Source organism: Treponema sp. OMZ 838 (assembly GCF_000775995.1).
In the GTDB taxonomy this organism is placed as follows: domain Bacteria; phylum Spirochaetota; class Spirochaetia; order Treponematales; family Treponemataceae; genus Treponema.
Genome location: NZ_CP009227.1, coordinates 2,415,455 through 2,437,950 on the forward strand (window position 1 = coordinate 2,415,455; position 22,496 = coordinate 2,437,950).

18 protein-coding genes are annotated in these 22,496 nt (G+C 47.1%); 10 read left to right on the forward strand and 8 right to left on the reverse strand.

All coding sequences use genetic code 11. The annotated features are described in order from the left end of the window. The first annotated feature begins 182 nt into the window (after positions 1-182). Both QI63_RS10915 and QI63_RS10920 read left to right on the forward strand, forming a co-directional pair. On the forward strand, positions 183-1,106 hold the full coding sequence (locus tag QI63_RS10915; RefSeq protein ID WP_052185548.1) for a MetQ/NlpA family ABC transporter substrate-binding protein: 924 nt from the start codon (positions 183-185) through the stop codon (positions 1,104-1,106). Between the two features lie 83 nt (positions 1,107-1,189). Then, the gene (locus QI63_RS10920; protein WP_044016351.1) at positions 1,190-2,383 is read left to right on the forward strand and encodes a M20 metallopeptidase family protein; all 1,194 of its coding nucleotides are present in this window, start codon (positions 1,190-1,192) and stop codon (positions 2,381-2,383) included. 25 nt (positions 2,384-2,408) lie between these two features. Here the strand turns inward: QI63_RS10920 and QI63_RS10925 are convergent, their stop codons facing one another. Beyond that, positions 2,409-3,020, reverse strand: a complete 612-nt coding sequence (locus tag QI63_RS10925) for a hypothetical protein (RefSeq protein WP_044016353.1) — start codon at positions 3,018-3,020, stop codon at positions 2,409-2,411. Between the two features lie 82 nt (positions 3,021-3,102). On the opposite strand from QI63_RS10925, the gene QI63_RS10930 reads away from it, so the two are divergent. Then, positions 3,103-3,834 carry a hypothetical protein gene (locus QI63_RS10930; RefSeq protein WP_044016354.1) on the forward strand — a complete coding sequence of 244 codons (732 nt, stop codon included), beginning with the start codon at positions 3,103-3,105 and terminating at the stop codon, positions 3,832-3,834. A gap of 184 nt (positions 3,835-4,018) precedes the next feature. Here the strand turns inward: QI63_RS10930 and QI63_RS10940 are convergent, their stop codons facing one another. Both QI63_RS10940 and QI63_RS10945 read right to left on the reverse strand, forming a co-directional pair. Further along, positions 4,019-4,360 carry a HepT-like ribonuclease domain-containing protein gene (locus QI63_RS10940; RefSeq protein ID WP_044016358.1) on the reverse strand — a complete coding sequence of 114 codons (342 nt, stop codon included), beginning with the start codon at positions 4,358-4,360 and terminating at the stop codon, positions 4,019-4,021. After that, positions 4,350-4,673, reverse strand: coding sequence for a nucleotidyltransferase family protein (locus QI63_RS10945; RefSeq protein ID WP_044016361.1), 324 nt, complete (start codon positions 4,671-4,673; stop codon positions 4,350-4,352). Before QI63_RS10945 ends, QI63_RS10940 begins: the two co-directional genes overlap by 11 nt. Before the next feature lie 124 nt (positions 4,674-4,797). On the opposite strand from QI63_RS10945, the gene QI63_RS10950 reads away from it, so the two are divergent. Together QI63_RS10950 and QI63_RS10955 are read left to right on the forward strand one after the other, a co-directional pair. Further along, the gene (locus QI63_RS10950) at positions 4,798-5,949 is read left to right on the forward strand and encodes a lipid II:glycine glycyltransferase FemX (RefSeq protein ID WP_044016363.1); all 1,152 of its coding nucleotides are present in this window, start codon (positions 4,798-4,800) and stop codon (positions 5,947-5,949) included. Positions 5,950-5,964: 15 nt separating this feature from the next. Then, positions 5,965-8,166 (forward strand): DUF4954 family protein, encoded by a 2,202-nt coding sequence (locus tag QI63_RS10955; RefSeq protein WP_044016365.1) that lies wholly within the window; start codon positions 5,965-5,967, stop codon positions 8,164-8,166. 462 nt (positions 8,167-8,628) lie between these two features. Here the strand turns inward: QI63_RS10955 and QI63_RS10960 are convergent, their stop codons facing one another. The 5 genes from QI63_RS10960 to QI63_RS10980 form a co-directional block, all read right to left on the reverse strand. Beyond that, positions 8,629-9,408, reverse strand: coding sequence for an outer membrane lipoprotein-sorting protein (locus tag QI63_RS10960; RefSeq protein ID WP_044016367.1), 780 nt, complete (start codon positions 9,406-9,408; stop codon positions 8,629-8,631). A gap of 77 nt (positions 9,409-9,485) precedes the next feature. Next, positions 9,486-10,820: an ABC transporter permease gene (locus QI63_RS10965; RefSeq protein WP_044016370.1), complete on the reverse strand. Its 1,335-nt coding sequence runs from the start codon at positions 10,818-10,820 to the stop codon at positions 9,486-9,488. Between the two features lie 34 nt (positions 10,821-10,854). Then, entirely contained in the window at positions 10,855-12,387 is a 1,533-nt protein-coding gene (locus QI63_RS10970; RefSeq protein WP_044016372.1) for an ABC transporter permease, read from the reverse strand. A 98-nt stretch (positions 12,388-12,485) separates the two neighbouring features. Continuing rightward, complete coding sequence (locus QI63_RS10975; protein WP_044016374.1) at positions 12,486-13,232, reverse strand: ABC transporter ATP-binding protein; 747 nt, start codon at positions 13,230-13,232, stop codon at positions 12,486-12,488. Between the two features lie 51 nt (positions 13,233-13,283). Next, on the reverse strand, positions 13,284-13,772 hold the full coding sequence (locus QI63_RS10980; protein WP_044016377.1) for a hypothetical protein: 489 nt from the start codon (positions 13,770-13,772) through the stop codon (positions 13,284-13,286). 229 nt (positions 13,773-14,001) lie between these two features. Here QI63_RS10980 and QI63_RS10985 point away from each other — a divergent pair, with 229 nt between their 5' ends. The 5 genes from QI63_RS10985 (at position 14,002) to QI63_RS11005 (ending at position 22,460) form a co-directional block, all read left to right on the forward strand. Beyond that, the gene (locus tag QI63_RS10985; RefSeq protein WP_044017351.1) at positions 14,002-15,063 is read left to right on the forward strand and encodes a flagellar motor switch protein FliG; all 1,062 of its coding nucleotides are present in this window, start codon (positions 14,002-14,004) and stop codon (positions 15,061-15,063) included. Continuing rightward, positions 15,051-18,152 (forward strand): insulinase family protein, encoded by a 3,102-nt coding sequence (locus tag QI63_RS10990; protein WP_044016379.1) that lies wholly within the window; start codon positions 15,051-15,053, stop codon positions 18,150-18,152. The genes QI63_RS10985 and QI63_RS10990 overlap by 13 nt, the downstream gene beginning before the upstream one ends. A 103-nt stretch (positions 18,153-18,255) precedes the next feature. Beyond that, positions 18,256-20,070, forward strand: coding sequence for a DNA topoisomerase IV subunit B (locus QI63_RS10995; protein WP_044016381.1), 1,815 nt, complete (start codon positions 18,256-18,258; stop codon positions 20,068-20,070). Between the two features lie 116 nt (positions 20,071-20,186). Further along, positions 20,187-21,422, forward strand: a complete 1,236-nt coding sequence (locus QI63_RS11000; protein ID WP_044016383.1) for a M20 family metallo-hydrolase — start codon at positions 20,187-20,189, stop codon at positions 21,420-21,422. Then, positions 21,423-22,460 carry a KamA family radical SAM protein gene (locus QI63_RS11005; protein ID WP_044016384.1) on the forward strand — a complete coding sequence of 346 codons (1,038 nt, stop codon included), beginning with the start codon at positions 21,423-21,425 and terminating at the stop codon, positions 22,458-22,460. It abuts the gene before it with no gap. Positions 22,461-22,496 lie beyond the last annotated feature (36 nt).

A 22,496-nucleotide genomic window follows, 5' to 3' on the forward strand; every position in this document is an offset into this window, starting at 1 on the left:
GATAACTGCGTTTCCGAACAGGTTTACTCTGTGACAACAAGGAAGCAGGGAATAGCACGAACTGCACCCCTGAATGAAGAAGGTTATTAAAGGCTCTTTGGCTTTTAGAATAGTGGGTATCTTCTCAAAATTTAGAATATGGATTTTTAGAGGCTCCCTATCACTTTTATAGGAGGATTTTTATGAAAAATGCGAAAAGACTCATAGGTATACTTTTTGCCGGTATCATGCTTGCGGGCGGACTTTTTGCCCAAAAGGCGGGCGTAACAACCGTCAAGGTTGGTGTGTGCGGATCTTCAAATGATCAGTGGAAGGCGGTTCAGTACCTGCTCGATCAGCAAAAGACCAATATCAAGATTCAGCTGGTAGAATTCAGCGCTTATAATCTGCCGAATGAGGCGCTCAATTCAGGCGATATTCATCTTAATGCGTTTCAGCATAAGGCCTATCTTAACAATGAGATTGCAAAAAACGGTTATAAGATCATTGCAATCGGTGATACGCTTATTGCGCCGCTGACCCTGTATTCTAAGAAGTATAAAAGCCTCGATGAGGTAAAAAAGGCTGCGGGTACTAATGGAACCAAAAACGTTAAACGCAAGGCTTTGCAATTTGCTATTCCGAACGACGGCACCAATATGAGCCGCGGAATAAAGCTGCTGGAATCCGCAGGGCTGATTGAAGTGAATCCTGTGGCAGGGTATACGCCTGAGCTGAAAGATATTACCAAGTATGTGTATAATGTGGAGGTAGTTCCGCAGGCTGCCAATACGTTGCCGCAAACGCTCAACGACTATGCCGGAGCGACCATTAACGGAACCTATTCTATTCCGGCAGGTTTAATTCCTTCACGGGACGGGTTGATAATCGAAAAGCAATCCGAATCCGGCGGTAATCCGTATGTCAATGTTATTGTAGCCCGTACAAATGATAAAAATAATGCCGTCTATGCAAAAATCGTGCAGCTGTACCAATCCCAAACACTGGCAGAATATGTTCTTGCCAAATATAAAGAATCTTTTTTTCCGTCATTTGCTTATAACAAGGTGAATGCGGACACCGCTGCAGCGACGATGAAAAAAGTTGACGCTGCCGTACGGTGGTAACCGGCTGTTCAATACCTAAGGCAGCTGTTTAAGACTCGCCGTGAGTTTTAAACAGCTGCAATGCGTTATGGGAGAAAGATAATATGAACAAGACTGAACAGGAGCGCATCTCGGCACATATCCGCGAGGATCATCCGTACATCGTTGCATTACGGCGCTATTTCCATCAGCATCCGGAAATTGCAAAAGAAGAGTTCCATACTGCCGAACGGATTGAAGCTGAACTCGATAAGATCGGTCTTGCTCATAAGCGGGTCGGAGAAACGGGGGTATATGCGGAAATTCAAGGGAAGCAGCCCGGCAAGACAATCGTGCTCCGTGCCGATATTGATGCGCTCCCCATTCAGGAAACGCATACCTGCGAATACACGTCAATGATTCCGGGACGTATGCACGCTTGCGGGCACGATGCGCATACCGCATCGCTTATCGGAGCGGCACGGGTTCTTGATGCGCACCGAGATCTATTTGACGGAACCGTTCGTCTGACCTTTCAAGCAGGTGAGGAGATCGGATACGGTGCACGGGTCTTTGTCGATAGTGGCTATCTTGACGGTGCCGACCGTACGTTCGGTATCCATGTCGCTTCGGATGTGCCGGTCGGTTCCGTGGTTGTGATGCCCGGGCCGAATAATGCGAGCGTTGATTGGTTTAGGATAACGGTACACGGCGCCCCCGCACACGTATCAACCCCGCAGCTCGGCGTAGATGCCGTCTACATTGCAAGCCAGATTGTTACGGCGCTTCAAGCTCTTGTAACTCGCTGTACCTCACCGATGGATAACGTACTTATCGGGGTAGGAAAGATAACTGCGGGTGATGCCTATAACATTGTAGCGCAAAAGGCTGAATTGGAAGGAACCATTCGCGTATTGACGCCGGAGATACGGAAACAAATGAAAGAACGGCTTGAAGCGCTTGCGTCACATAGTGCGGCCTCTTTCGGCGGAACCGTTACGGTCGAGTGGAAGGATTTTACCTCTCCGCTTATCAATGATCCTACGGTTGCCCGCGAGGTACAAGCTGCCGCGATTGCTGCTTTCGGGCACGAAAAGGTGATTACGCAACGGAAACCCAGCCTCGGCGGAGATGACTTTGCCGAATATATCCTTAAAGTTCCCGGTGTGTATGCATATATCGGCAGCGGAAATGCCGCCAAAAAAGAAACGGTCGCTGCTCTTCATGATTCTATGTTCGATATCGACGAAGATTGCCTAACGGCAGCGGTAACCTTATATGTGTCCTATACGTTAGACTACCTGAACGGAACCGTGTGAAGTAAATAAAACATACTTCAAAGCGCTACTGTCGAAACATCATTTGTTCCCGCTCGATTTGTTCCATCTCTGCCGCATATACGCTATTCAGCTCGCGGTATTCATCGGCAAGGGAACCGCTGATGAGCCGCAATAAAGTCATGCGGTGCGGTACTTGTTCATACAAAAAACTATTAAATTCTTCCAGCTTGCTGTCCGTATCGATGGAGGCAAGATTTTCGCAACCGGTAAGAAAGGTGTGCGTCATATACAGGATGCGGGCAACGGGATCGGCAAATTGATAGCATTTACGTCGGTTTTTCCCCGCAGCTGTTTTTAGTGCATCTTCGGCCTCCACCATTTCACGGAAAAGTTTTACCGCTTTAGTATTTCCCGCCCGTTTAATGATTTCGCGCATTTCTTTTGATTGTTCTTCTGCCGGCAGCGGTTTAATACCGCCGGAGTCCGTTTTTTCTGTCAACAATGAGCTTGCAGGTTTTTGCGGTGCAATATAGTTTGAAAGTTTGACAAAAGGGATTGTAAAGGAATCGGCAAGCGACCGAAGTTGTTTGATCTCCTTTTTTGATAATACAAAGGTAAAAATAACACCGATTATCATAACGGCAAAAGCAAGATGTACCGGATTGAATTGCAGCATAAATCCTCCGTATCTTTTGTACCGCAGTTCCGTTGACTCGTCAATAGAAACCTGCTACGCTGATCGAGGGGATGTATATAAAATGAAACAAAATAAAACAAATACCCGTGCGCGGGGCGGGGTTACGGTTATCTGTTTTCTAGTAATGCTTATCGGACAGTTCTATCTGTTACGTAATGTAATTCATACAGAGTCTTTTTCTTTTATTATGATGCCTTGGAGCGCCGAACTTTTTTTTGCATTGGTTTTGATTGCAGCGATTATCTATTTGTTTATTCAGCCAATGGGATGGTACACCAAAAGACGGCTTGCTGCGGCGTTTATACTCCTTATTGCATATAGTGCGCTTACTATTTTCTACTATGAGGCGTTTAAAACCGCTTATCTTACCGGTGCTTCTTTTGAATATGCGAGCAGTGCAGGCGGACTTGTCGGACTTAAATTAGTACTTGCAGTTATCGGTGTGACGGCAGGCATCCCCGTTGCGCAATCCATCGATGGCAGAGAATATGCAAAACGCCTCCGCGAAAAGGTGGAAAAAAATAATGCTCAACTGACAAAAGAAACCGCGAGCGGTGCCCAACAAGATTTAATCCGTACAATCAATAAATTAAGAGAGACAATGTCCCCGGAGGAATTAGCCGCTTTCTTACAGGAATTAAAGAGTGCCAATATCGAAACCGTCTGCAATTCCGCTACTCCCGTTGATATTTCTTCTGCCCCAGCGGATTCCGATGCTACTTCTTCGTACTCCGCATCGGAATCGCAAACACCGCTTGCAGAAAAATGGCGCGGATGGGGCGGAGGAGTGTAAACGGATGGAAAAATGCAAGACTATGCATCCTTAGCTTATAGGCTACATCTTGTCAAGTATATACAGACTCAAAAACAGTCTTTATTTGTGCCTCTGGATGTTTATGTTGCACTTCCGCTCTTCATGGCGAAAATGATATGTCGAGAAATATTAAAATCAGCGGGAAAGAGTTTGAAGCAGGGCGCTAGATAAAATTTTTCGATTTTATCTGCTGCATTAACTCAGGAATTGATTCCGATGCAATGAGCCAAATTCGATCTGTTAAGATTTCCCCGTAATCATGAACGATTTTGTTTCTTAATCCAATAATTTTTGTCCAAGGAATATCTTGATTTTCTTGCATAAAATCTCTGGAAAGATGATTTGCGGCTTCTCCAATTATTTGTATTAATCTTTCAATTGCTAATCTTTTGATACGATTGTTTACGAAACTATTATGATTTTCGTCTTTTACAATATCAATTATTTCTTGTGAATACTTTAATATGTCGTAAATATAACTTTTATCGCGCTCATTATGCAACATAAAGAGGTTCCCGAGAATTCATGATTGCTTCTCTTCTATATGGATTTACTAAACTGGCGGGTTCTACAATATCAACATTTCTTTTTGTGATATTTTGAAGATAGTCTTGTATATCAAGTATATCAAAAAGTGATATTTCCTCAGAATTTCTAAATTCTATAAGAAAATCAACATCGCTTTTGCTTGTAAAATCATTTCGTATTGATGACCCAAATACAGATATTTCTTTAACATTATACTTAGAAATTATATATTCTAAATCTTTATGGGTCAAATAGATTCCATTGTTTGAAAGCTTTTCAAAGACTGTCATTTTCTTTCCTTTCTAAAGATACCACATCTTTATCAATATCGCAATATGAACTTAATTCCTTTGGGCAAAACCACCTTCAATCCTTTGACAAAAGCTCCATTTTCCGCTATCGTTCCTTCCAACTATGAATACATTGACGATAAAAGAATGTACCGATATGACGGTGAAAACTCCTGCACAGCATTTTTTGCAGAGCCGCTTTTGGGCGGAATTTAAAAAGGAACAAGGTTGGTCATATCGGCAATATGAGGTGCATAGTTCTGGTACCCGTTCTTTTTTACTCACGGTTTTATTGCGGCAATTGAATCCCTTCGGCTTTCTTGCCTATATTCCGATGGGTCCGTCTATCCTCATTACGAATGATTCACATCTCCCCGAAACGGTGGAAAGGCGGAGGCTTTTTCTGGTAAACCTTGCGGAAAAGCTTGTCCCCTTGCTGCCTGCTTATGTTTTTTTAATTCGCTTTGACCCGCCGTGGGAATGCGCAATGAGAAGCGGAAATCTGCGAACTTTCTCTCACCAAGAGTTTCCGCTTATACCTTGTACCGGCGGAAAAACGCCGTGCAGTCTGCGTAAAGCAGCTTCCGATATTCAGCCGCCGGATACCGTTCTGCTTGATTTACAACAACCGCTTGACATACTGCTTTCTCATTGTAAACCTAAGTGGCGCTACAATATCCGGCTTGCCGAAAAAAAAGGTGTACAGGTTCGCTGTTTTCCCGGAAGCCAAGCCGAAGACGTAATACCGATCTTTTATCGGCTTTATCGTGAAACTGCTGCGAGGGACGGTATTGCCATTCATAGCGAAAACTATTACCGTTCGCTTTGCCGGCTTGCTGAGAACGGTACATTCGATGCCGAGCGTATTCTTATTTCAATCTATATCGCTTATTTTGAAGAAAAACCGCTTGCTGCGATTATCACACTTTTTTCTCCGAGCGGAGCCGTCTATCTATACGGTGCTTCTTCAAATGAACACCGCAACCTTATGCCGGCATACCTGCTGCAATGGCAGGCAATCCAAGATGCACAAAAGTACGGGTGTCCATCCTATGATTTTTACGGGATTCCGCCAACCGACGATTCGAACCATCCTATGTACGGCCTGTATCGGTTTAAAACGGGATTCGGCGGGGCAATTATCCATCGGGTGGGAACACTTGATATTCCGGTACGAGGCTTCCGCTATCATCTCTACTCGTGTGCCGAACAGTTGCGGGCATTCTGGTTTAAAACCCTCAAAAAGAAGCTTCGCGTTCACAGCCGAAAATCGTAGCGCTTGGAGGAATCTGTGCCGGTACGCGTTATAACATCGGATGACTTTGGGGTCAATTTTGTCAATAAATCTTTTCTTACTTCCGGACGGGACGAATATACCGTCCGTTTTATGCAGAATCCTGCCGAAAAGCATAGATGGCGGCCACTTACCTTTAACGAAGTTGAAACGCTCATTAAGAACGGAAACACCTGTACTAATTGGAATACCTTTTTGGTGGAAGACCCCTTTACGCCATCGCTCATTAAAAACTCGCTTTTTGCGGGATTGGTGAGGATTTCCTCTTTAACCGAATGCTATCTGCGTTACCATGATTTTATTGTTCCCGCCGGGATTACCAACAGCAAAATTATCTCCTGCGATATCGGAGCGAACTGCGCCGTGCACGACTGCGCCTATCTTGCGCACTATATTATCGGGAATACCGTCATTTTAAGCAGAATAGATGAGATGGCGGCAACCGATCATGCCAAATTCGGCGAAGGGGTCATTAAAGACGGGGAAGATGAAGCAGTCCGCGTTACAATCGATGTGATGAACGAAGCGGGCGGACGGGAAATTCTCCCCTTTGCGGATATGATTTGTGCCGATGCGTTTATGTGGGCGCGGTACCGCGATGATGCAAAGCTGATGGCGCAGCTGAAAAAGCTGACGCAGGATTCTTGCGATTCAGCCCGCGGTTATTACGGTACCGTCGGCGATAACGCAGTAATTAAAAGCTGTAGGATTATCAAAGACGTTCGGTTCGGCGAGGCGGTCTATATTAAGGGCGCCAATAAGTTAAAAAATCTGACCATCCGCTCTTCCGCAGAAGAAGCGACGCAGATCGGGGAAGGGGTTGAGCTGGTTAACGGGATTATCGGATACGGCTGCCGTGTGTTCTACGGCGTTAAGGCAGTGCGCTTTGTGCTCGGAAATAACTGTACGCTCAAATATGGCGCCCGCCTCATTCACTCCGTGATGGGAGATAATTCAACCATTTCCTGCTGCGAAGTGCTGAATGCATTGATCTTTCCCTACCATGAGCAGCATCATAACAACTCATTCCTTATCGCTGCGATGATTCAGGGGCAGTCCAATATGGCGGCCGCCGCCACGGTAGGTTCAAACCACAATACCCGCGGCAACGACGGAGAGATTATCGCCGGTCGGGGATTTTGGCCGGGACTTTCCGCAACGCTCAAGCATAACTGCCGATTTGCATCCTTTGTGCTGTTGAATAAAGGCAATTATCCTGCCGAACTTGATATTCCTTTCCCGTTCAGCTTGGTCAGCGATAATCTGCGGGAGGACTGCCTCGATATTATGCCTGCCTATTTTTGGATGTATAATATGTATGCGCTTGCCCGCAATAACGATAAATTCAAGAAACGGGATAAACGAAAGACTAAGACACAAAAGATTGAAACCGAGGTGCTTGCTTGCGATACCGCCAGAGAAATTATATATGCGATGGAATTGCTTGAACACATCTTTGAAACGGCATGGACGGCGGCAGGAAATCAATCCGAAAGTGCTCAAAATCTTTTAGCGCATAAACGAGACGAGCTAAAAAAACTGCCCCTCACTGCCGAAAACATCGAACATTCCGACCGTCCGGTGAAAATTCTGCACGGCGTTGATGCATGGTATGCGTACCGCGATATGCTCGTATGGTACGGGGTAACCGTTTTGGCAAAATACATCGATGAAACCGGTGCCGGCGGTGAGGTGTTTAGCCGCAGTGGTGTATGCAGCCGGTTCAATCTTCAAAACGGAACAATCCCGTGGGTCAATGCAGGCGGGCAGCTGATACGCGAGGACGAATATGACCGTCTCCGCAGCAGGGTTGGGGCAGGGGAGTTCAATTCGTGGCACGCAATCCACGCCGAATACGACCGGCTCTGGGAACGGTATCCCTTTGACTGCGCAGAACATGCCTACAGCGTACTCTGCCGGCTCGCCGGAGTTTCCGCCCTTACCGGATCACACTGGCAAACCTACCTTGACGAAGCGCTCTGCTTGAACCGCTACATCGAAGCGCAGGTTCTTATCACCAAGAAAAAAGACTACACCAATCACTTCCGCGATATTACCTACCGGAATCAGGCGGAGCGGGATGCCGTACTCGGTCATGTGGAAGACAACGCCTTTGTGCAGCAGTCCAAGTTGGACGCACAGCGGTATGCCGAGCTTTTTGCACGGGTAGGGGAGCGTCTCAAGTTATTGAGCGATTAACTGCCGATACGTAGTTTATTGAACATACCGCGGTTACACAGCTTACGGAGACGGGGCCTTTTACATCGCCCTCCGATACCGACTTACCGTCAGTAGTCCAACTGGGCTTACAGAGTCAAAGTAAAAGACAATAAGGGACTCGTTTCTGAAACACTTACTACAGGTATCGCTCATTATTGTACTAAAGCAACCATGCGTCTGACAGCGATTATGATTGAAGATGCTCTACGCATAAAAAAAGAGGAAATAAGGATATAAAGCAATTTGTAAACTAAATAAATTTTGAGCCGGCTACTGTTTAACACCACCGCCATCCGTGGCGGTTCTGCTCCTCCAGCGCGTTTGCAAATAGACGGTACAGATACGAGGCACGAGCACAAATTAACCGCAGGCGTATCTTTGATACGTTGAGGATTAATTTGTGCGCAGTAACGAAGTAGATGTACCGTATATTTGCAAACGTTAATTGATTTTTTCCAAGTAAGCCTTCGTAAACACCACATCCGGTATGTCGGAGGTATCAAAATCGGAGAGTATTTGCGTGGTCTTTTCGCCCTTATTGATTTCGTTAATATAGATGGATTGAGCAGGCCAGTTGAAATTACCGATTTTGACGTATTTAGGCAGGAGCGTGGTGCGCATCAGCCGTCCGCTTGAGCCGTAGCTTTCGATTTTTAAGATAAGCGGATCAGTTTTACGCACGTAATATTTTTCCTGCGCATACCGCGCGTCAGAAAGAAGAGTCTTGAGCGTAACTGCATATACATCAAACTTACCGAGTTTTGATGCTGCTATATCGGTAATTTCGTAAGTCTTTCTAAATTCAGACCGTTTATTAACATCCGAAACACTTGCATCGGAATCCCCGATAGCGCGCTTAAGCGAAGAGTGGGTAAATTGATGCGAGGTAGGATCATACACCCAGAGGTTATTCTTTTCCTGCATATACCCCGTTCCCTTATCCGCTTCAGGCGCAAGTTGCACAAGCGTGGTTTGATCTTTTGTATCACGCCTAAACAGTTTATACTGCTGTGCAGATTTCGGTTCGTTCGGTTTTTCGATAATGAGCGAAAGCGTACAGGTTATATCTTTATCAAAGTTACCTGCTTCGTACTGCTTTTCCAAAATACCGTACATCTCTTCTGTGCTCGGTATTTGTGCCGAAAGCGAGAGCGGCAGCGCACATAAGATAGCCGCAAAAAACACTGTGGCATATTTTTTCGTCATCGTTTTATAATCCATTATATTCTCCTCTTAGTAAAACGCTCGAGGCATTTTCTTACTTTACTCACGAGACCCCTTCATGGGGTATATTCCCTTTACTTGCTCGATCGCAAGGCTTCCGCAGGGATCATGTTGGCTGCACGGATTGCGGGGCCGAGCGCTGCAAGGATTGCTAAGAAAGCCGTTAGCAGGAATTTTAAGCAGATAACGGTCGGCGACAGTATCCACAAGAAATGTCCGTTTGTGGTGAGCATACTGAGTACCGAGTCAATCGATATGGGGATAAGGCTGATAATCAGCATAACGAGCAGCGCAAGCACAAAGCCCGCTGCGGCACCGATAACCGAAAGAAAGCCTGCCTCCGCAAGAAATAAAAGGCTCACCTTTCCCCTGCTGACACCGCAAGAACGCATCGTACCGATTTCGCCCTTCCGCTCATGCACCACCATCCTGAACGTATTGGAAATACCGATCATCGTAACGAGCAGCAATACCAACAGCACACCGAGACTGACCCACTGTATCGTCTGCGAGAGCGTTACCATCTGCGGCGCAAAATCGTAGAAGGTCATAACGGCGTATTTTGTTCCGTCCCACTTTCCTTCATTCAACTGCCGCAGCAGTTCCTGCCCGGGAGAGGTTGGGTTAAACTGCGCCGCCAGTTCACGGCTGGTAACGGGACCGTATTCGGCAAGGCGCTTTTCAAAAATGGACGCAACAGCATCTTGCTGGTTTTCATCTTTTAAGAAAATACCGAACAGAGCAACACACCCTTCGGGAATTTCGGCAATTTTATTGAGATAATCGAAGTTTGCATAAAACTGTATTTGATCAAACTGGCTTTGATCCTGATAGATACCAGCTATTTGAAATTCCGCAACCGTTGCCTGTCCGCTCAATGTTGTCGTTTCGTAGAGGATAACATCATTCAAAGCGACATTCAGCGCTTCGGCGGTTTTTTGAGGGATAAAAAGAGCGTTTTCTATGGTTACGTTCTCCCATCCGCCTTCTTTAAACGCAAAACTATTGCGTAAGGCTTCTTCCTCATCGAATTTGCAGCCTGCAACTTTAGCAGTCAACTGATTCCCTGCAAAAATCAGCGTGCCGTAACGCTGTGCACGCACGGTTGTATACAATGCATCAATTTTTTCTTCTTTGATGATTCTATGCACAAGCTCAACACTTTCGGGAGGAAGGTATTCATTCGCCTTATCATCTTCTGTCTTGTCCGCTGCCTTCTCTGCCCCGGTTACATAGACATGCCCACCGATAATCTTTGCAATCTGATATTCCAAACTCTTACGCGCACCTGCCGATAGTCCGTCGATCAATGTTACAATAAGAAATGCAAATACAATTGCAATAACCAACAACATACTGCGCCGCTTTTGCCTATTTAAATTCCTAAATGCAATCTTTAATATATTCATAATCTTTCCTTAAAATGCCTTCATTAATAATGCCTTATTTGTTGATGGCTTCCAATGGGCTGATCTTTAATGCAAGTCCAACCGGATACCAATTTGCAATTACTCCGGCGGCAAGCATAGCGGCAAGTGTACTCAATACTGCGACCGGCGAGATAGCTGTCTGGATTTTATAACCGCCGAACATAACCGCCATCGTTTCATTCGGAAGTCTGATTCCCAACGCATTAAAGATAAGCCCTGCGATAATCGCAAGAGCAATCCCGCACAGAGCCCCAACGCACGAAAGTAAAAACGACTCCGTATAAAAGAGCCGCCTGACAAAAGAACGCTTTGCTCCGATGGCACGCATCGTACCGATTTCTGCCGTTCGCTCCATAACGGAAACGACAAGCGTATTCATAATGACGATAAGCACCACAACTGCAAGCAATACCAGCACCGCGATCATCAGCGTCCGTGTCATTTTTATCGCAGCAGCATACTGCACCACTGCTTTATCCCACGGAAGCGCTTGTGCTATAAGACCTTCTTCTGCAAACCATTTATTCAAATCTGCAATCACCCGGGATGTTTTTGAAGAATCCTTCAGCTTAACCGTTACAAAGTGCCATGCATCGGTGTCCGCCATATTGAGCTGATTGCGCAGCTCCGTACTGCCTAAAATATTTTCCAAATCTTCCGCAGTCGCTTTTTTTTCAGTGATGCTTTCCGCCTCTTCGGTGACACCGACTGCATCATCGGAGAACAAGTCGTCTTCGCTTTTCTCTGCAAGGCTTAAATCGATTGACTGAGGAATTTCCGTAACGGTACGAGCCCCCATCGTTACGCCTGCAAGCATACGCGCACTGTTGATATCCGTATAAAGCACATCTTGAACCGCCGTATCGGGATGTGCAAAGGTAAAAAAGCCGCTCACCTTTATTTTGCGCAGCTTTGCTTTTTCTCCAAAGCTCATCACCACAACTTCATCTCCAACATGCAATTCCCGTTCATAATATTTCTCGTACTTTTCTTTTACTTTTGGCGGCAATAAGATAAATTCTGCACCGTCGGAATCGGGAAATTCACCTTCATACACTTTGATTGTCTCGAATGTTTTTTTGTAGGAAGAAGGCTCGATACCGAGTGTCGTGGCATACGGCATATACGAAAAGTTTTCACCTTTAGGCTCCCACGTGTCGGAAAGGTCAGCCGGACGCAGCATACCATACCCGACAACCATTCCCCGCGTAAACACAGAAGCTTCCGGCATGTCATGTAACTTTGCCTCAATTTTTTCTATCTTTGATAAATACGGCATCGAAGGCAGCTTACCCGTGTTGACATTTTTATATGCACCGGCAATTGTTACAAAGACATCCTTATCAGCCGGTTTTCCGGTAATAAAAATATCGCCGCAAAAGTCGCTCTCGCATACATTCTTTGCCTGCTGTTCGGCGAAATTCAGCACACCGAGCCCCAGCACCACCAAAAAGCTGCCGAGCCCGATCAAAATCATAATAATCAGCGTCTTTGTCTTATGCGAAAAAAGATTTTTCAACGCCAACTTAAAAATCGTTTTATTCATTATATCCTCTTCAAATCAATTCATAATTATGAATGCATAATTCATAATTTGGTTGCCTCGGCGATAATCTCGAGTTCGGCAAATGGGGAAATTCATAATTATGAATTTCCCTTCGTGTCTTCGACAACGTTTCCGTCTAAAATCTTGATGCGGTGATCGGTCATGTTGACGATTTTTGCATCGTGCGTGGAGAAGATAAAGGTCGTGTTAAATTCGCGGCTCATATCCTTCATCAAAGCGAGTATCTGATCGCCGGTTTTGGAATCGAGGTTTGCAGTGGGTTCGTCGGCAAGCACCAATGCAGGCTTGGTAACCAAGGCACGGGCAATAGCAACACGCTGCCGTTGACCGCCTGAAAGTTCGTTCGATTTATGATGCGTCCATTCGCTCAACCCCACTTTTTCAATCAGATATTCAATCCACTCTTTGCTTTTTTCTTTGCTCTCTTTATTTTTGCCGAACAGCAGCGGAAATTCGATGTTTTCGTATACGTCCAGAACGGGAATTAAGTTGAAGGACTGAAAGATAAAGCCCAGATATTCATGGCGCAGCTGCGTCATCCGTCTATCGAGTTTGCCGGGAATCTTCATATTTTTTCTATTTGCAAGGGAGATAAAATCTTTTTCTGCGTAAATTGTTTCTCCGTTTATGATAAGCTCGCCGGATGTCGGCGTATCGATCAGTCCAATCATATTGAGCGTAGTGGATTTTCCTGAGCCGGATGGTCCGGAAATGGAAACGAACTCTCCACTGTCGATGGAAAAATTAATTCCTTTTACCGCTTCTACTAAAACCTTTCCTAAAAGATAGGTTTTGCGCAAATTCTTAACTTGTACAATGGCCATATATAATCTCCTGTAATAAATAGACAATGTTGTGAGTGATATTACGATGCGCTATTTACTATCGCTTTCTGTTTCAATAGGTATCGGTTTGAGTAATTCAGACATTTCCGCATGGTATTTTTGCACGAGTTTCAAGTCGTTCGGATGAATTCCGAAAGGGATTGCACCGTATTCGGAATTCAAAACGGCATAGGCAATCACCGTAATTTGCAATAGCCCTGTTTTTCCATCAAGTCCGTACTTACGGAAAAGTGATTGCAATTTTTTCGGTGCCGGATTCTTTTTAAGAAAAGCTGCTGCTTGATTGGTGTCTTCTCCAAGTGCATCCCTAAAGGCTTCGACCCATTGAGCTTCCGTAGAATTCTCATCATTTTGAAAGGCATTGATGCCTTCAAGCAACTTGTCATGATTTTTGATAAATCCCTTCACCGCTTTTTCAGTTAAAATCGGTTTTACCTGAGACGTTTGCGTCTGTGCGTATAATCCGGTCATCGTGAAAACAACGAGCAGCAGTCCTGCTGTGATACTGTTTTTTGTCATATTATCTCCTACGTGGTTAACTATTGTAAACATAAGAAGGTTGAATACCGTTACGAAAAATATGGTGTATTCCGTCTTTTATATGTGGCATCTGATGGAATCACTGTCTTACGAGCTCCATATTTTTCGAGATATTTAGGATAATGAGTTTGTAATATGAGGTCAAGTATAACGTCAGTAAAATGCGATGTTGATACTCGGTTGTTTTTCCATTATATTGGGAGACAGTATGAGTGATCTGGAAAGTGAGATACGGCGGCGCGGGCTGATAAAGGTAGCAAGTGAAGACGCTCAAAAAGAGAGTCCCTATCGCCGCGTTGCAAAGTTTTTATATTTAATCGGAGAGGCGCAGGCGGCAACGGTACTGCAAAAGCTCACCCGCGAGCAAATCGAAAAAGTAGTAGCGGAAATGCTGACCATCCGCTATGTCGATAAGGACGAAGCCGCCTATATTTTAAGCGAATTTACGGCGCTTTATAACGAAGCGAAGAATTCCGTCGGCGGCGTAGAAACCGCTCAAGGGATTCTGACGGCGGCTTTCGGCGGGGAAAAAGCGCGGGAGATTATCGAGCGGGCAATACCGCCTGCTGCCGAGCGGCCGTTCGATTTTTTGGACGGTATCGACGGAGAAAAGCTCAAGCGGCTCTTAGCGGACGAAATGCCTGCAACACAGGCGCTCGTGCTTTCTCAACTGGAACCGAAAATAGCGGCCGCCTATATTACCGGCTTAAACGATGCGGAAAAAAAAGACATCGTGCTCCGCCTCGCGCGGCTTAAAACCATCAGTCCTGAAATTTTGCAGACGGTAAGCACTTCGATGCGCGAAAAGTTTACCCGCATACGAACAGGCTCGGCTACCGAAGCAATTGACGGCCGCGCGGTACTTGCCGCTATTTTACGGCGCAGCGATTCCGAAACGGAACAGTTTATTTTACAGAACATCGCAGAAGCCAATCCCGAACTTGAACAAAATATCCGTGAACGGCTTTTTACTTTTGAAGATGTGCTCATTGCGGATGACCGCTTTTTACAGAAAAAATTATCCGGTATGGAAAGCTCAGTAATTGCCGCATTGATTTCTTACAAACCGGAAGTCTTTGTCAAAAAAATCCTCGATAACATTTCTAAAAACAGACAGCAGTTCATCCTTGACGATCAGGCGTCGAACCCCGTTTCCGTGCGGGAATGCCGCGAAGTTACCAATCGTTTCTTACAGGAATTGCGGAAAAGCTGGGAAGACGGCGAGCTGCTCTTATTCGGAAAGGATGGAGATGACGTATGGATAACCTAATCCACGGGTTTAAAATTATTTCAAAAACAGCGCTTGACGAAATGCAGGCGGAGGGCATTCTTGCGCAGCATTGCGAAACCGGACTTGAGGTTTATCACATTCATAACGATGACAGTGAAAATTTATTTGCGTTTGCTTTTATGACCCCGCCTGAAAACAGTTCGGGCGTTGCGCATATTCTGGAACATTCGGTACTCTGCGGTTCGAAAAATTATCCGCTGAAAGATCCTTTTTTAATCCTTTCCAAGCAGAGCGTTAAAACGTTTTTGAATGCGATGACATTCCCCGATAAGACCGTGTACCCTGCGTCGAGCATCCTCGAAAAAGATTATTTTAATTTGATGTCGGTGTACGGCGATGCGGTGTTTTTTCCGCTGCTTAAACGGGAAACCTTTGAACAAGAAGGTCATCGGCTTGAACGAGATGAAAAAGGAAATCCGCATTTTTCCGGCGTGGTGTTAAATGAGATGCGGGGCGCGTATGCGGATTTTGATTCCGGTGTAGACCGTGAACTGCGGCATTCTCTCTTGCAGGGGACGGTGTATGCGCACGATTCAGGCGGCTTTCCGCCCGATATCGTCAAGCTCAGCTATGAGGACTTTTGCGCTTTCCATAAAAAATACTATCATCCGGTAAACTGCAAGGTCTTTTTGTACGGTAACATCGAAACCGAAAAGCAGCTCGCCTTTTTGCAGGATCGTTTCTTGCGGTTTTTTGAACCGGCGGAAAAGCCGCCGCTCATTCCGGCTATTACGCCCTATCCCGCACCCCGCGTGTTTTCGGCAACGGCGCCCGCAGGAGAAGGAAAAAATCCCGACAAGCTCACGGTAACGATGAATTGGCTGCTGCCCGAAAGCGCCGACATCGACCGGCTGATGGACTGTATGTTTTTGGAGGAGTTGTTGCTGGGACACGACGGAGCGCCCTTGCAAAAAAAACTGCTCGACTGCCCCTTCGCCGAGGATGTTTATCCGTACAACGGCGGACAGGCAGACCTGAAAAACATCTGCTTTACGCTCGGACTTGCAGACATCGATAAAAGTGCGGAAGGGCAGTTTGAAGCCTTTATCCTTTCCGGCCTTGAAGACATTGTCCGGAACGGTTTTGAACCTCAGCTGATTGAAACCGCACTCAATTCTCTCGATTTTTATAACAGAGAAATTACCCGTTCAGGCGGCCCTTTTTCGCTGGTTTTGATGCGGCGGGCGCTCCGCGGCTGGATACACGGCTTTACGCCGGAGACTTCGCTCCGTTCCATACCTGCTTTTCAGCGGCTGAAACAGCGGCTTTCCCAAAACCCGCATTACGCTCAAGACCTCATCCGTACATTGCTACTTGATAATCCCCATCGGACAACCGTTTCCGTACGGCCGGATATTCACTTTTGCGAGAACATCGATGCGAGACTTGCTCAAGAAGCGCACCAAGCGGTGCAAAGCCTCGGCAGCGTAGAACACCATCTGGGTTCCGCCGAACAGACGGCCGTAACCGTTAGCGGGCAAAAAGCGGATGCGGATACGGGGCTTAATACCAATGCGGTGACCGATGCCCAAGCGCAACATCTTATTCCGCATATTTCAAAAGAGGAGCTGCCGCCGGTTGAACCGCCGATACCCGAACGCCTCGAATATTTCGGCACGGTTCCCGTTATCATCCATGAACAGCCGACAAACGGTATCACCTATATGGACATCGCAGTTCCCGTCGATTCGCTTTCGGCGGAGGACTATACATACTTGACGCTCTATACGTCCGCGCTTTCCTCGATGGGAACAAAAACGCAGAGCTGGGATGCCGTTGCGGCGGAATTCGCTTACCTGACGGGAGGCTTTTCCGCGGTTACCTTTTCCGCAGGCAGACACCGGACGTCCGAAGCCGCGGTATTTTTCGATAATGCGCTCCGCACGGAAGATGTAGTGGACAGGGACTGGATTTTTATCCGCTCTAAAATGCTGCCCGAATATATCGAACCCGCGGTAAACCGTATTTTTTCGTATCTTAACGATATTTCTTTTGCCGACGAAAAGCGGTTGAAGGATGTTTTTATTCAGCTGAAAAACGATTTTGATTCGCTGCCGTCATATTCGGGGCATACGTTGACTGCGCTGTACGCAGCTTCCGCCTATTCGGGTTCAAAACGGGCGGAAAATCTCTGGATGGGAATTCCTCAACTGCGTTTTCTGCGCGGGCAGTATGCGGCGCTGGAGCAAAAGCCGGCGGCAATCGGTGAACTCGCCCGTAAACTTGAAGAAATACACCGGAAACTGATGCGCTCCGGCCTTATCGTGAAGGTGTGCGGTACGAGTGCCGATGTAAGCGTTATCAAAAAAGCGCTCACTTCCCATTTATCGCGGTTTGATTTTCCGCACCGCAGTACCGGCGGCTTTAGAACCGAAGCCTTTAAAAAACCGGCGGCGCTTTCGGCCTTTCCCAGCGCCGTGCAGGTGGGCTTCGCTGCGCAGCTTCTGCCGATTACGTTCGATGAAACAGAATACGGCGCTGCTATCGTCTATGCCCAGTGGCTTGAGACGGGGGCATTGTGGGAGGCAATCCGCGTGAAAGGCGGCGCGTACGGCGTTTCGGCATATCCCGATTCCGCAACGGCGCTGTTTACGATGACTACTTACCGCGACCCTGCGCCGCTCAAATCCTTGCGCAGTATACGGGATTGCATCGAAAAGAGCATTGCGGCACCGCTTACCGACTCCGAACTGGAGGCCTTGATTACCGGCACGTACAGCACCGCGCTCCAGCCGAGAACCCCGGCGCAGAGAAGTGCGGCGGCGTTCTCGCGTCTCTTAAACGGGATAACCCATCAGGCGCGCATGCAAACAATCGAAGGCATTATTTCCTGTACACGGGAACGCATGAACCGGCTTGCCGAACGGCTTGCCGCAAGCGTATCGGGCAATAATGCTGTGCTTTCGGCAAATACAGCAGACGGCATATCAGTAAACACCGCGTTTTCAGCAACGACGGCGGGAGGCATATCCGGCGGTACCGCTGCAGTAATCTGCTCCGACGCTGCGCTCCGGCAAACGGCAGACAACTTAGGACTTCCGCCGCTCACCGTTCTGTCTTCAATTTAAGGATAAAATGTATATGTGCGCAGCATGCGCACGGCTAAAAACTTTTTCGGATTTTCACCATCTTATCCTACAAAAGTTTTATGGGAGGAAAATTTAAAACAACATGGCTGCAAAGAATACGTATGATGAATCGAAAATAAAAACGCTTAGCTCATTGGAGCATATCAGACTCCGCACCGGTATGTATATCGGCCGGCTCGGAAACGGTTCGAATCCCGATGACGGTATTTACATCCTGTTAAAAGAAGTGCTCGATAACTCCATCGATGAGTTCATCATGGGAAATGGAGACCGTATCGACGCGCTGCTGAAGGACAACAAAGTTACCGTGCGGGATTACGGACGTGGCATTCCGCTCGGGAAAGTTGTGGAATGCGTGTCGGTCATCAACACCGGTGCGAAGTACAACGATGAAGTCTTTCAGTTTTCGGTGGGCTTGAACGGCGTCGGTACCAAGGCGGTGAACGCACTCTCCGAATATTTCCGGGTAGTTTCCGTCCGCGACGGGAAATATGCCGAAGCGGTGTTTGAGCGGGGTGTGCTAAAGCACGAAAAACAAGGAGATGCCAAAAAAGGTATTAAGAACGGCACACTCGTGGAGTTTATCCCCGACAGGGAAATATTCGGCGACTATACATTCAATCTCGACTTTATCGAAAAACGGATGTGGAACTACGCCTATCTGAACGCCGGTCTTACGCTCACCTTTAACGGCGCTTCATACATATCGGAAAACGGCTTACTCGATCTGCTCAATGCGGAAATCGGCGAAGAAACACTCTATACGATTGCTCATTTTAAGGAAGCAAAGCTCGAATTTGCCTTTACTCACACCAACAACTACGGCGAAACCTATTTTTCGTTTGTCAACGGGCAATACACCTCGGATGGCGGCACGCATCTTTCCGCTTTTAAAGAAGGCTTGCTGAAAGGTATTAACGAATACTACCGTAAAAACTACAAGAGCGAGGATGTCCGCGAAGGTACTTGCGCGGCGGTGGCGGTCAAGGTGCAAGCGCCCGTGTTCGAAAGTCAAACAAAAAATAAGCTCGGCAATACCGAGGTGCGGCCGTGGATTGTCAACGGTACCAAGGCCGCTGTCGTGGAATGGCTGCAAAAAAATGCCGAAGCTGCGCGGAAGCTGGAAGAAAAAATCCTTGCAAACGAGCGGCTGCGGACAGAGCTGAACAGCGTTAAAAAAGAGGCGAAAGCTGCCGCAAAAAAAATTGCAATGAAAATCCCGAAACTCAAAGACTGCAAGTTTCACCTTGGGGATAAGCAGTACGGCAATGAGTCGATGATTTTTATCACTGAGGGCGACTCGGCTTCGGGTTCAATGGTTTCGAGCCGCGACGTCCTTACGCAAGCGCTTTTTTCGCTGCGCGGTAAGCCCGAAAATATGCACGGCAAAAAACGCGCCGCCATCTACAAAAATGCGGAGCTCTACAATATGATGATGGCGCTCGGTATCGAAAACAGCCTTGAAAGTCTCCGCTATAATAAGATCATCATCGCAACCGATGCCGATAACGACGGCTTTCATATCAGAAACCTTTTGCTCACCTTTTTCCTCACCTACTTTGAAGAGCTGGTGCTGAGCGGGCGGATTTTTATTTTGGAAACGCCGCTTTTTAGGGTGCGCACCAAAAAAGAAACCTGCTATTGTTATTCGGAAAAAGAGCGGGATGTCGAAATGAAGCGGCTCGGCGCGGCGGCTGAGGTTACCCGTTTTAAGGGATTGGGAGAAATAAGCCCGAGCGAATTCGGTCAGTTTATCGGAAAAGATATCCGCCTGTTACCGGTCAGCATTCAGACCGTGAAAAAGATCCCGGGCGTGCTTGAGTTTTATATGGGAAAAAATACCCCCGAACGCAAAGCCTTTATTATGAAAAATCTTCTTGCGGAAGTCGATGCATAGAGCGATCGATCTTCTTGTTTGCAGAATCGCCGCCAATATGATATAGTAGAAGCCTCTTTTGAGAGTGCTTTACTCTTTTGAAAAGAGTTTAATTTCATTACGTATGTGGAGGTTGTATGTCAAATTTTTTAACCGTAAAAGATTTTATTGCTCAACAAAAAGATAAGATGATTGAGCTTGAACGGCTTTTGTGCTCCATTCCTGCTATGGCTCCGGAGTCGGATGGCGACGGGGAATTGAAAAAATGCGAAGCGCTGGAAGCGTATTTAAAAAAGCTCGGCTTTACTCAATTTGAACGGTTCGATGCACCTGATACGCGGGTATCCTCCGGTATCAGACCTAACCTTGTCGTTACTATTCCGGGCAAAGACGATTCAAAACGTGTGTGGATTATGGCGCATACCGATGTGGTGCCGCCCGGAGAACTCGCAAAATGGGAAAGCGATCCGTGGGTACTGAAGCAGGACGGCGATAAAATTATCGGGCGCGGTGTAGAGGATAACCAGCAAGGACTGACCGGAGCGGTATTCGCCGCCTATGCATTTCTTGCATTAAAGATTCAACCTGCTCACACCGTGAAATTGTTGTTTGTTGCCGATGAAGAAGTGGGTTCGAGATACGGCGTTATCTATCTTTTGAATAATCATCAGCTGTTTAAGCCGCAGGATATTATCGTTGTCCCTGACGGGGGAGATCCTTCGGGCGAGACAATTGAAGTTGCAGAAAAGAACCTGTTGTGGTTAAAGGTTGTGGTGCATGGAGTGCAAACGCACGCCTCTCGCCCCGATTTAGGAAAGAATGCGCACATTGCGGCGGCGGATTTGGCGCTCCGCTTGAATGCTTTGGAAAAAGTATTTTCAAAGCAAGACAATTTGTTCGAACCGCCGTATTCGACATTGCAGCCGACAAAAAAAGAAGCGAATATTCCGAACATCAATACTATTCCGGGTGATGATGTATTTTATATGGATTGCCGTATACTCCCGTGTTACACTGTTGCGGAAGTGATGGAGAAGATAAAAGTTGAGGCGAGTGCAATAGAAGCAAAGTACGGCGTACAGGTTGAGCTTATTATTGATGATTCGGCGGAATCTCCTGCAACGCCTGTTGATGCCGAGGTTGTTACGATGCTGTCAAAGGCTATCGAAAAAATACACGGCAAAAAAACGCAAACCATCGGTATCGGCGGAGGAACCGTTGCGGCTCCGCTCCGTCAGGCAGGCTTTAACGCCGTCGTATGGAGTACGCTCGACGATATGGCGCATCAGCCGAATGAATACTGCATTATGAAAAACTTAATTGACGATGCACAGGTACTGGCGGCATTGATGTACGGAGTTGATGCACTGTAAATGTGTGACGGAGGTATGAACGCGGAACAATCCGATAACTGGCGGAATGAAAATTCCGCCGATAGGGTTATCCGCTTGCCGGAATATGTTTCGCCGGCATTTAAGGCCTTGATTACCTCCGCAGCACCTGCCGCCGCTGCTGCGCTGCGTCGGCAGGTGCTTTCCTCCGACGACGAACAGGTCGTGTCGGAGGAAGAGCGGGGCGACCCGCTCGGCGAGGCGCGCTATTGCGTTACCCCGTATCTGGTACACCAATATCCGAACCGCGTGCTGCTGTTGAGTACCGGCCGCTGCATCTCGTATTGCCGGTACTGTTTCCGGCGTGAATTTACCGCCCGTTCAAGCGGCTTTATTTCCGATGAGCAAATCGGAGCGGTAACAGCATATCTTAAAACACATCCCGAAGTACAGGAAATTCTGGTTTCGGGGGGAGACCCGATGAGCGGTAGTTTTGAGCAAATAAAGCATCTGTTGGAATGCCTTCGTTCGGTCCGTCCCGATTTGCTGTTCCGCCTCTGCACCCGTGCACCGGTCTTTGCACCGGAGCTTTTTACCGAAGATTTTATAACGCTGCTCCGTTCCGTCCGTCCGCTCTGGGTGATTGCACATATAAACCATCCGGCAGAACTCGGCACGGCGCAGCGGCAAGCTTTAACCCGTTGTATCAATTCGGGAATTCCGGTGCAAACCCAGACCGTATTGCTGCGCGGCGTTAATGACGAGTCAGCCATCCTTGCGGAGCTTTTCCATGCGCTGGTATGTATGGGAATAAAACCCGGGTATTTGTTCCAAACGGATTTGGCGCGGGGGACAGCGCATTTTCGTGTACCGCTCGAAAAAGCCGCGCTTATATGGAAAGCATTACGTAAACGCCTTTCCGGTTTATCGTTACCGCAATTTGCAGTGGATTTGCCGAACGGCGGCGGAAAATTCCCGCTTTCCGCCCTGCTGCTCTATGAGGATATTGTCTCCCCGTTAAAAGACGGCCGCTTTTCGGCGCGCGGTATAGATGGAAAGACCTATACCTATCCGAGGTAAGGGGCACTTTTGAAATATATGGCGCATCTACGTCAA

Bases quoted from the DNA above. Each gene is read 5' to 3' on its own strand.
- QI63_RS10915 (WP_052185548.1), top strand. From the start codon at position 183: ATGAAAAATGCGAAAAGACTCATAGGTATACTTTTTGCCGGTATCATG.
- QI63_RS10920 (WP_044016351.1), top strand. From the start codon at position 1,190: ATGAACAAGACTGAACAGGAGCGCATCTCGGCACATATCCGCGAGGAT.
- QI63_RS10925 (WP_044016353.1), bottom strand. From the start codon at position 3,020: ATGCTGCAATTCAATCCGGTACATCTTGCTTTTGCCGTTATGATAATC.
- QI63_RS10930 (WP_044016354.1), top strand. From the start codon at position 3,103: ATGAAACAAAATAAAACAAATACCCGTGCGCGGGGCGGGGTTACGGTT.
- QI63_RS10940 (WP_044016358.1), bottom strand. From the start codon at position 4,360: ATGTTGCATAATGAGCGCGATAAAAGTTATATTTACGACATATTAAAG.
- QI63_RS10945 (WP_044016361.1), bottom strand. From the start codon at position 4,673: ATGACAGTCTTTGAAAAGCTTTCAAACAATGGAATCTATTTGACCCAT.
- QI63_RS10950 (WP_044016363.1), top strand. From the start codon at position 4,798: ATGAATACATTGACGATAAAAGAATGTACCGATATGACGGTGAAAACT.
- QI63_RS10960 (WP_044016367.1), bottom strand. From the start codon at position 9,408: ATGGATTATAAAACGATGACGAAAAAATATGCCACAGTGTTTTTTGCG.
- QI63_RS10965 (WP_044016370.1), bottom strand. From the start codon at position 10,820: ATGAATATATTAAAGATTGCATTTAGGAATTTAAATAGGCAAAAGCGG.
- QI63_RS10970 (WP_044016372.1), bottom strand. From the start codon at position 12,387: ATGAATAAAACGATTTTTAAGTTGGCGTTGAAAAATCTTTTTTCGCAT.
- QI63_RS10975 (WP_044016374.1), bottom strand. From the start codon at position 13,232: ATGGCCATTGTACAAGTTAAGAATTTGCGCAAAACCTATCTTTTAGGA.
- QI63_RS10980 (WP_044016377.1), bottom strand. From the start codon at position 13,772: ATGACAAAAAACAGTATCACAGCAGGACTGCTGCTCGTTGTTTTCACG.
- QI63_RS10985 (WP_044017351.1), top strand. From the start codon at position 14,002: ATGAGTGATCTGGAAAGTGAGATACGGCGGCGCGGGCTGATAAAGGTA.
- QI63_RS10990 (WP_044016379.1), top strand. From the start codon at position 15,051: ATGGATAACCTAATCCACGGGTTTAAAATTATTTCAAAAACAGCGCTT.
- QI63_RS10995 (WP_044016381.1), top strand. From the start codon at position 18,256: ATGGCTGCAAAGAATACGTATGATGAATCGAAAATAAAAACGCTTAGC.
- QI63_RS11000 (WP_044016383.1), top strand. From the start codon at position 20,187: ATGTCAAATTTTTTAACCGTAAAAGATTTTATTGCTCAACAAAAAGAT.
- QI63_RS11005 (WP_044016384.1), top strand. From the start codon at position 21,423: ATGTGTGACGGAGGTATGAACGCGGAACAATCCGATAACTGGCGGAAT.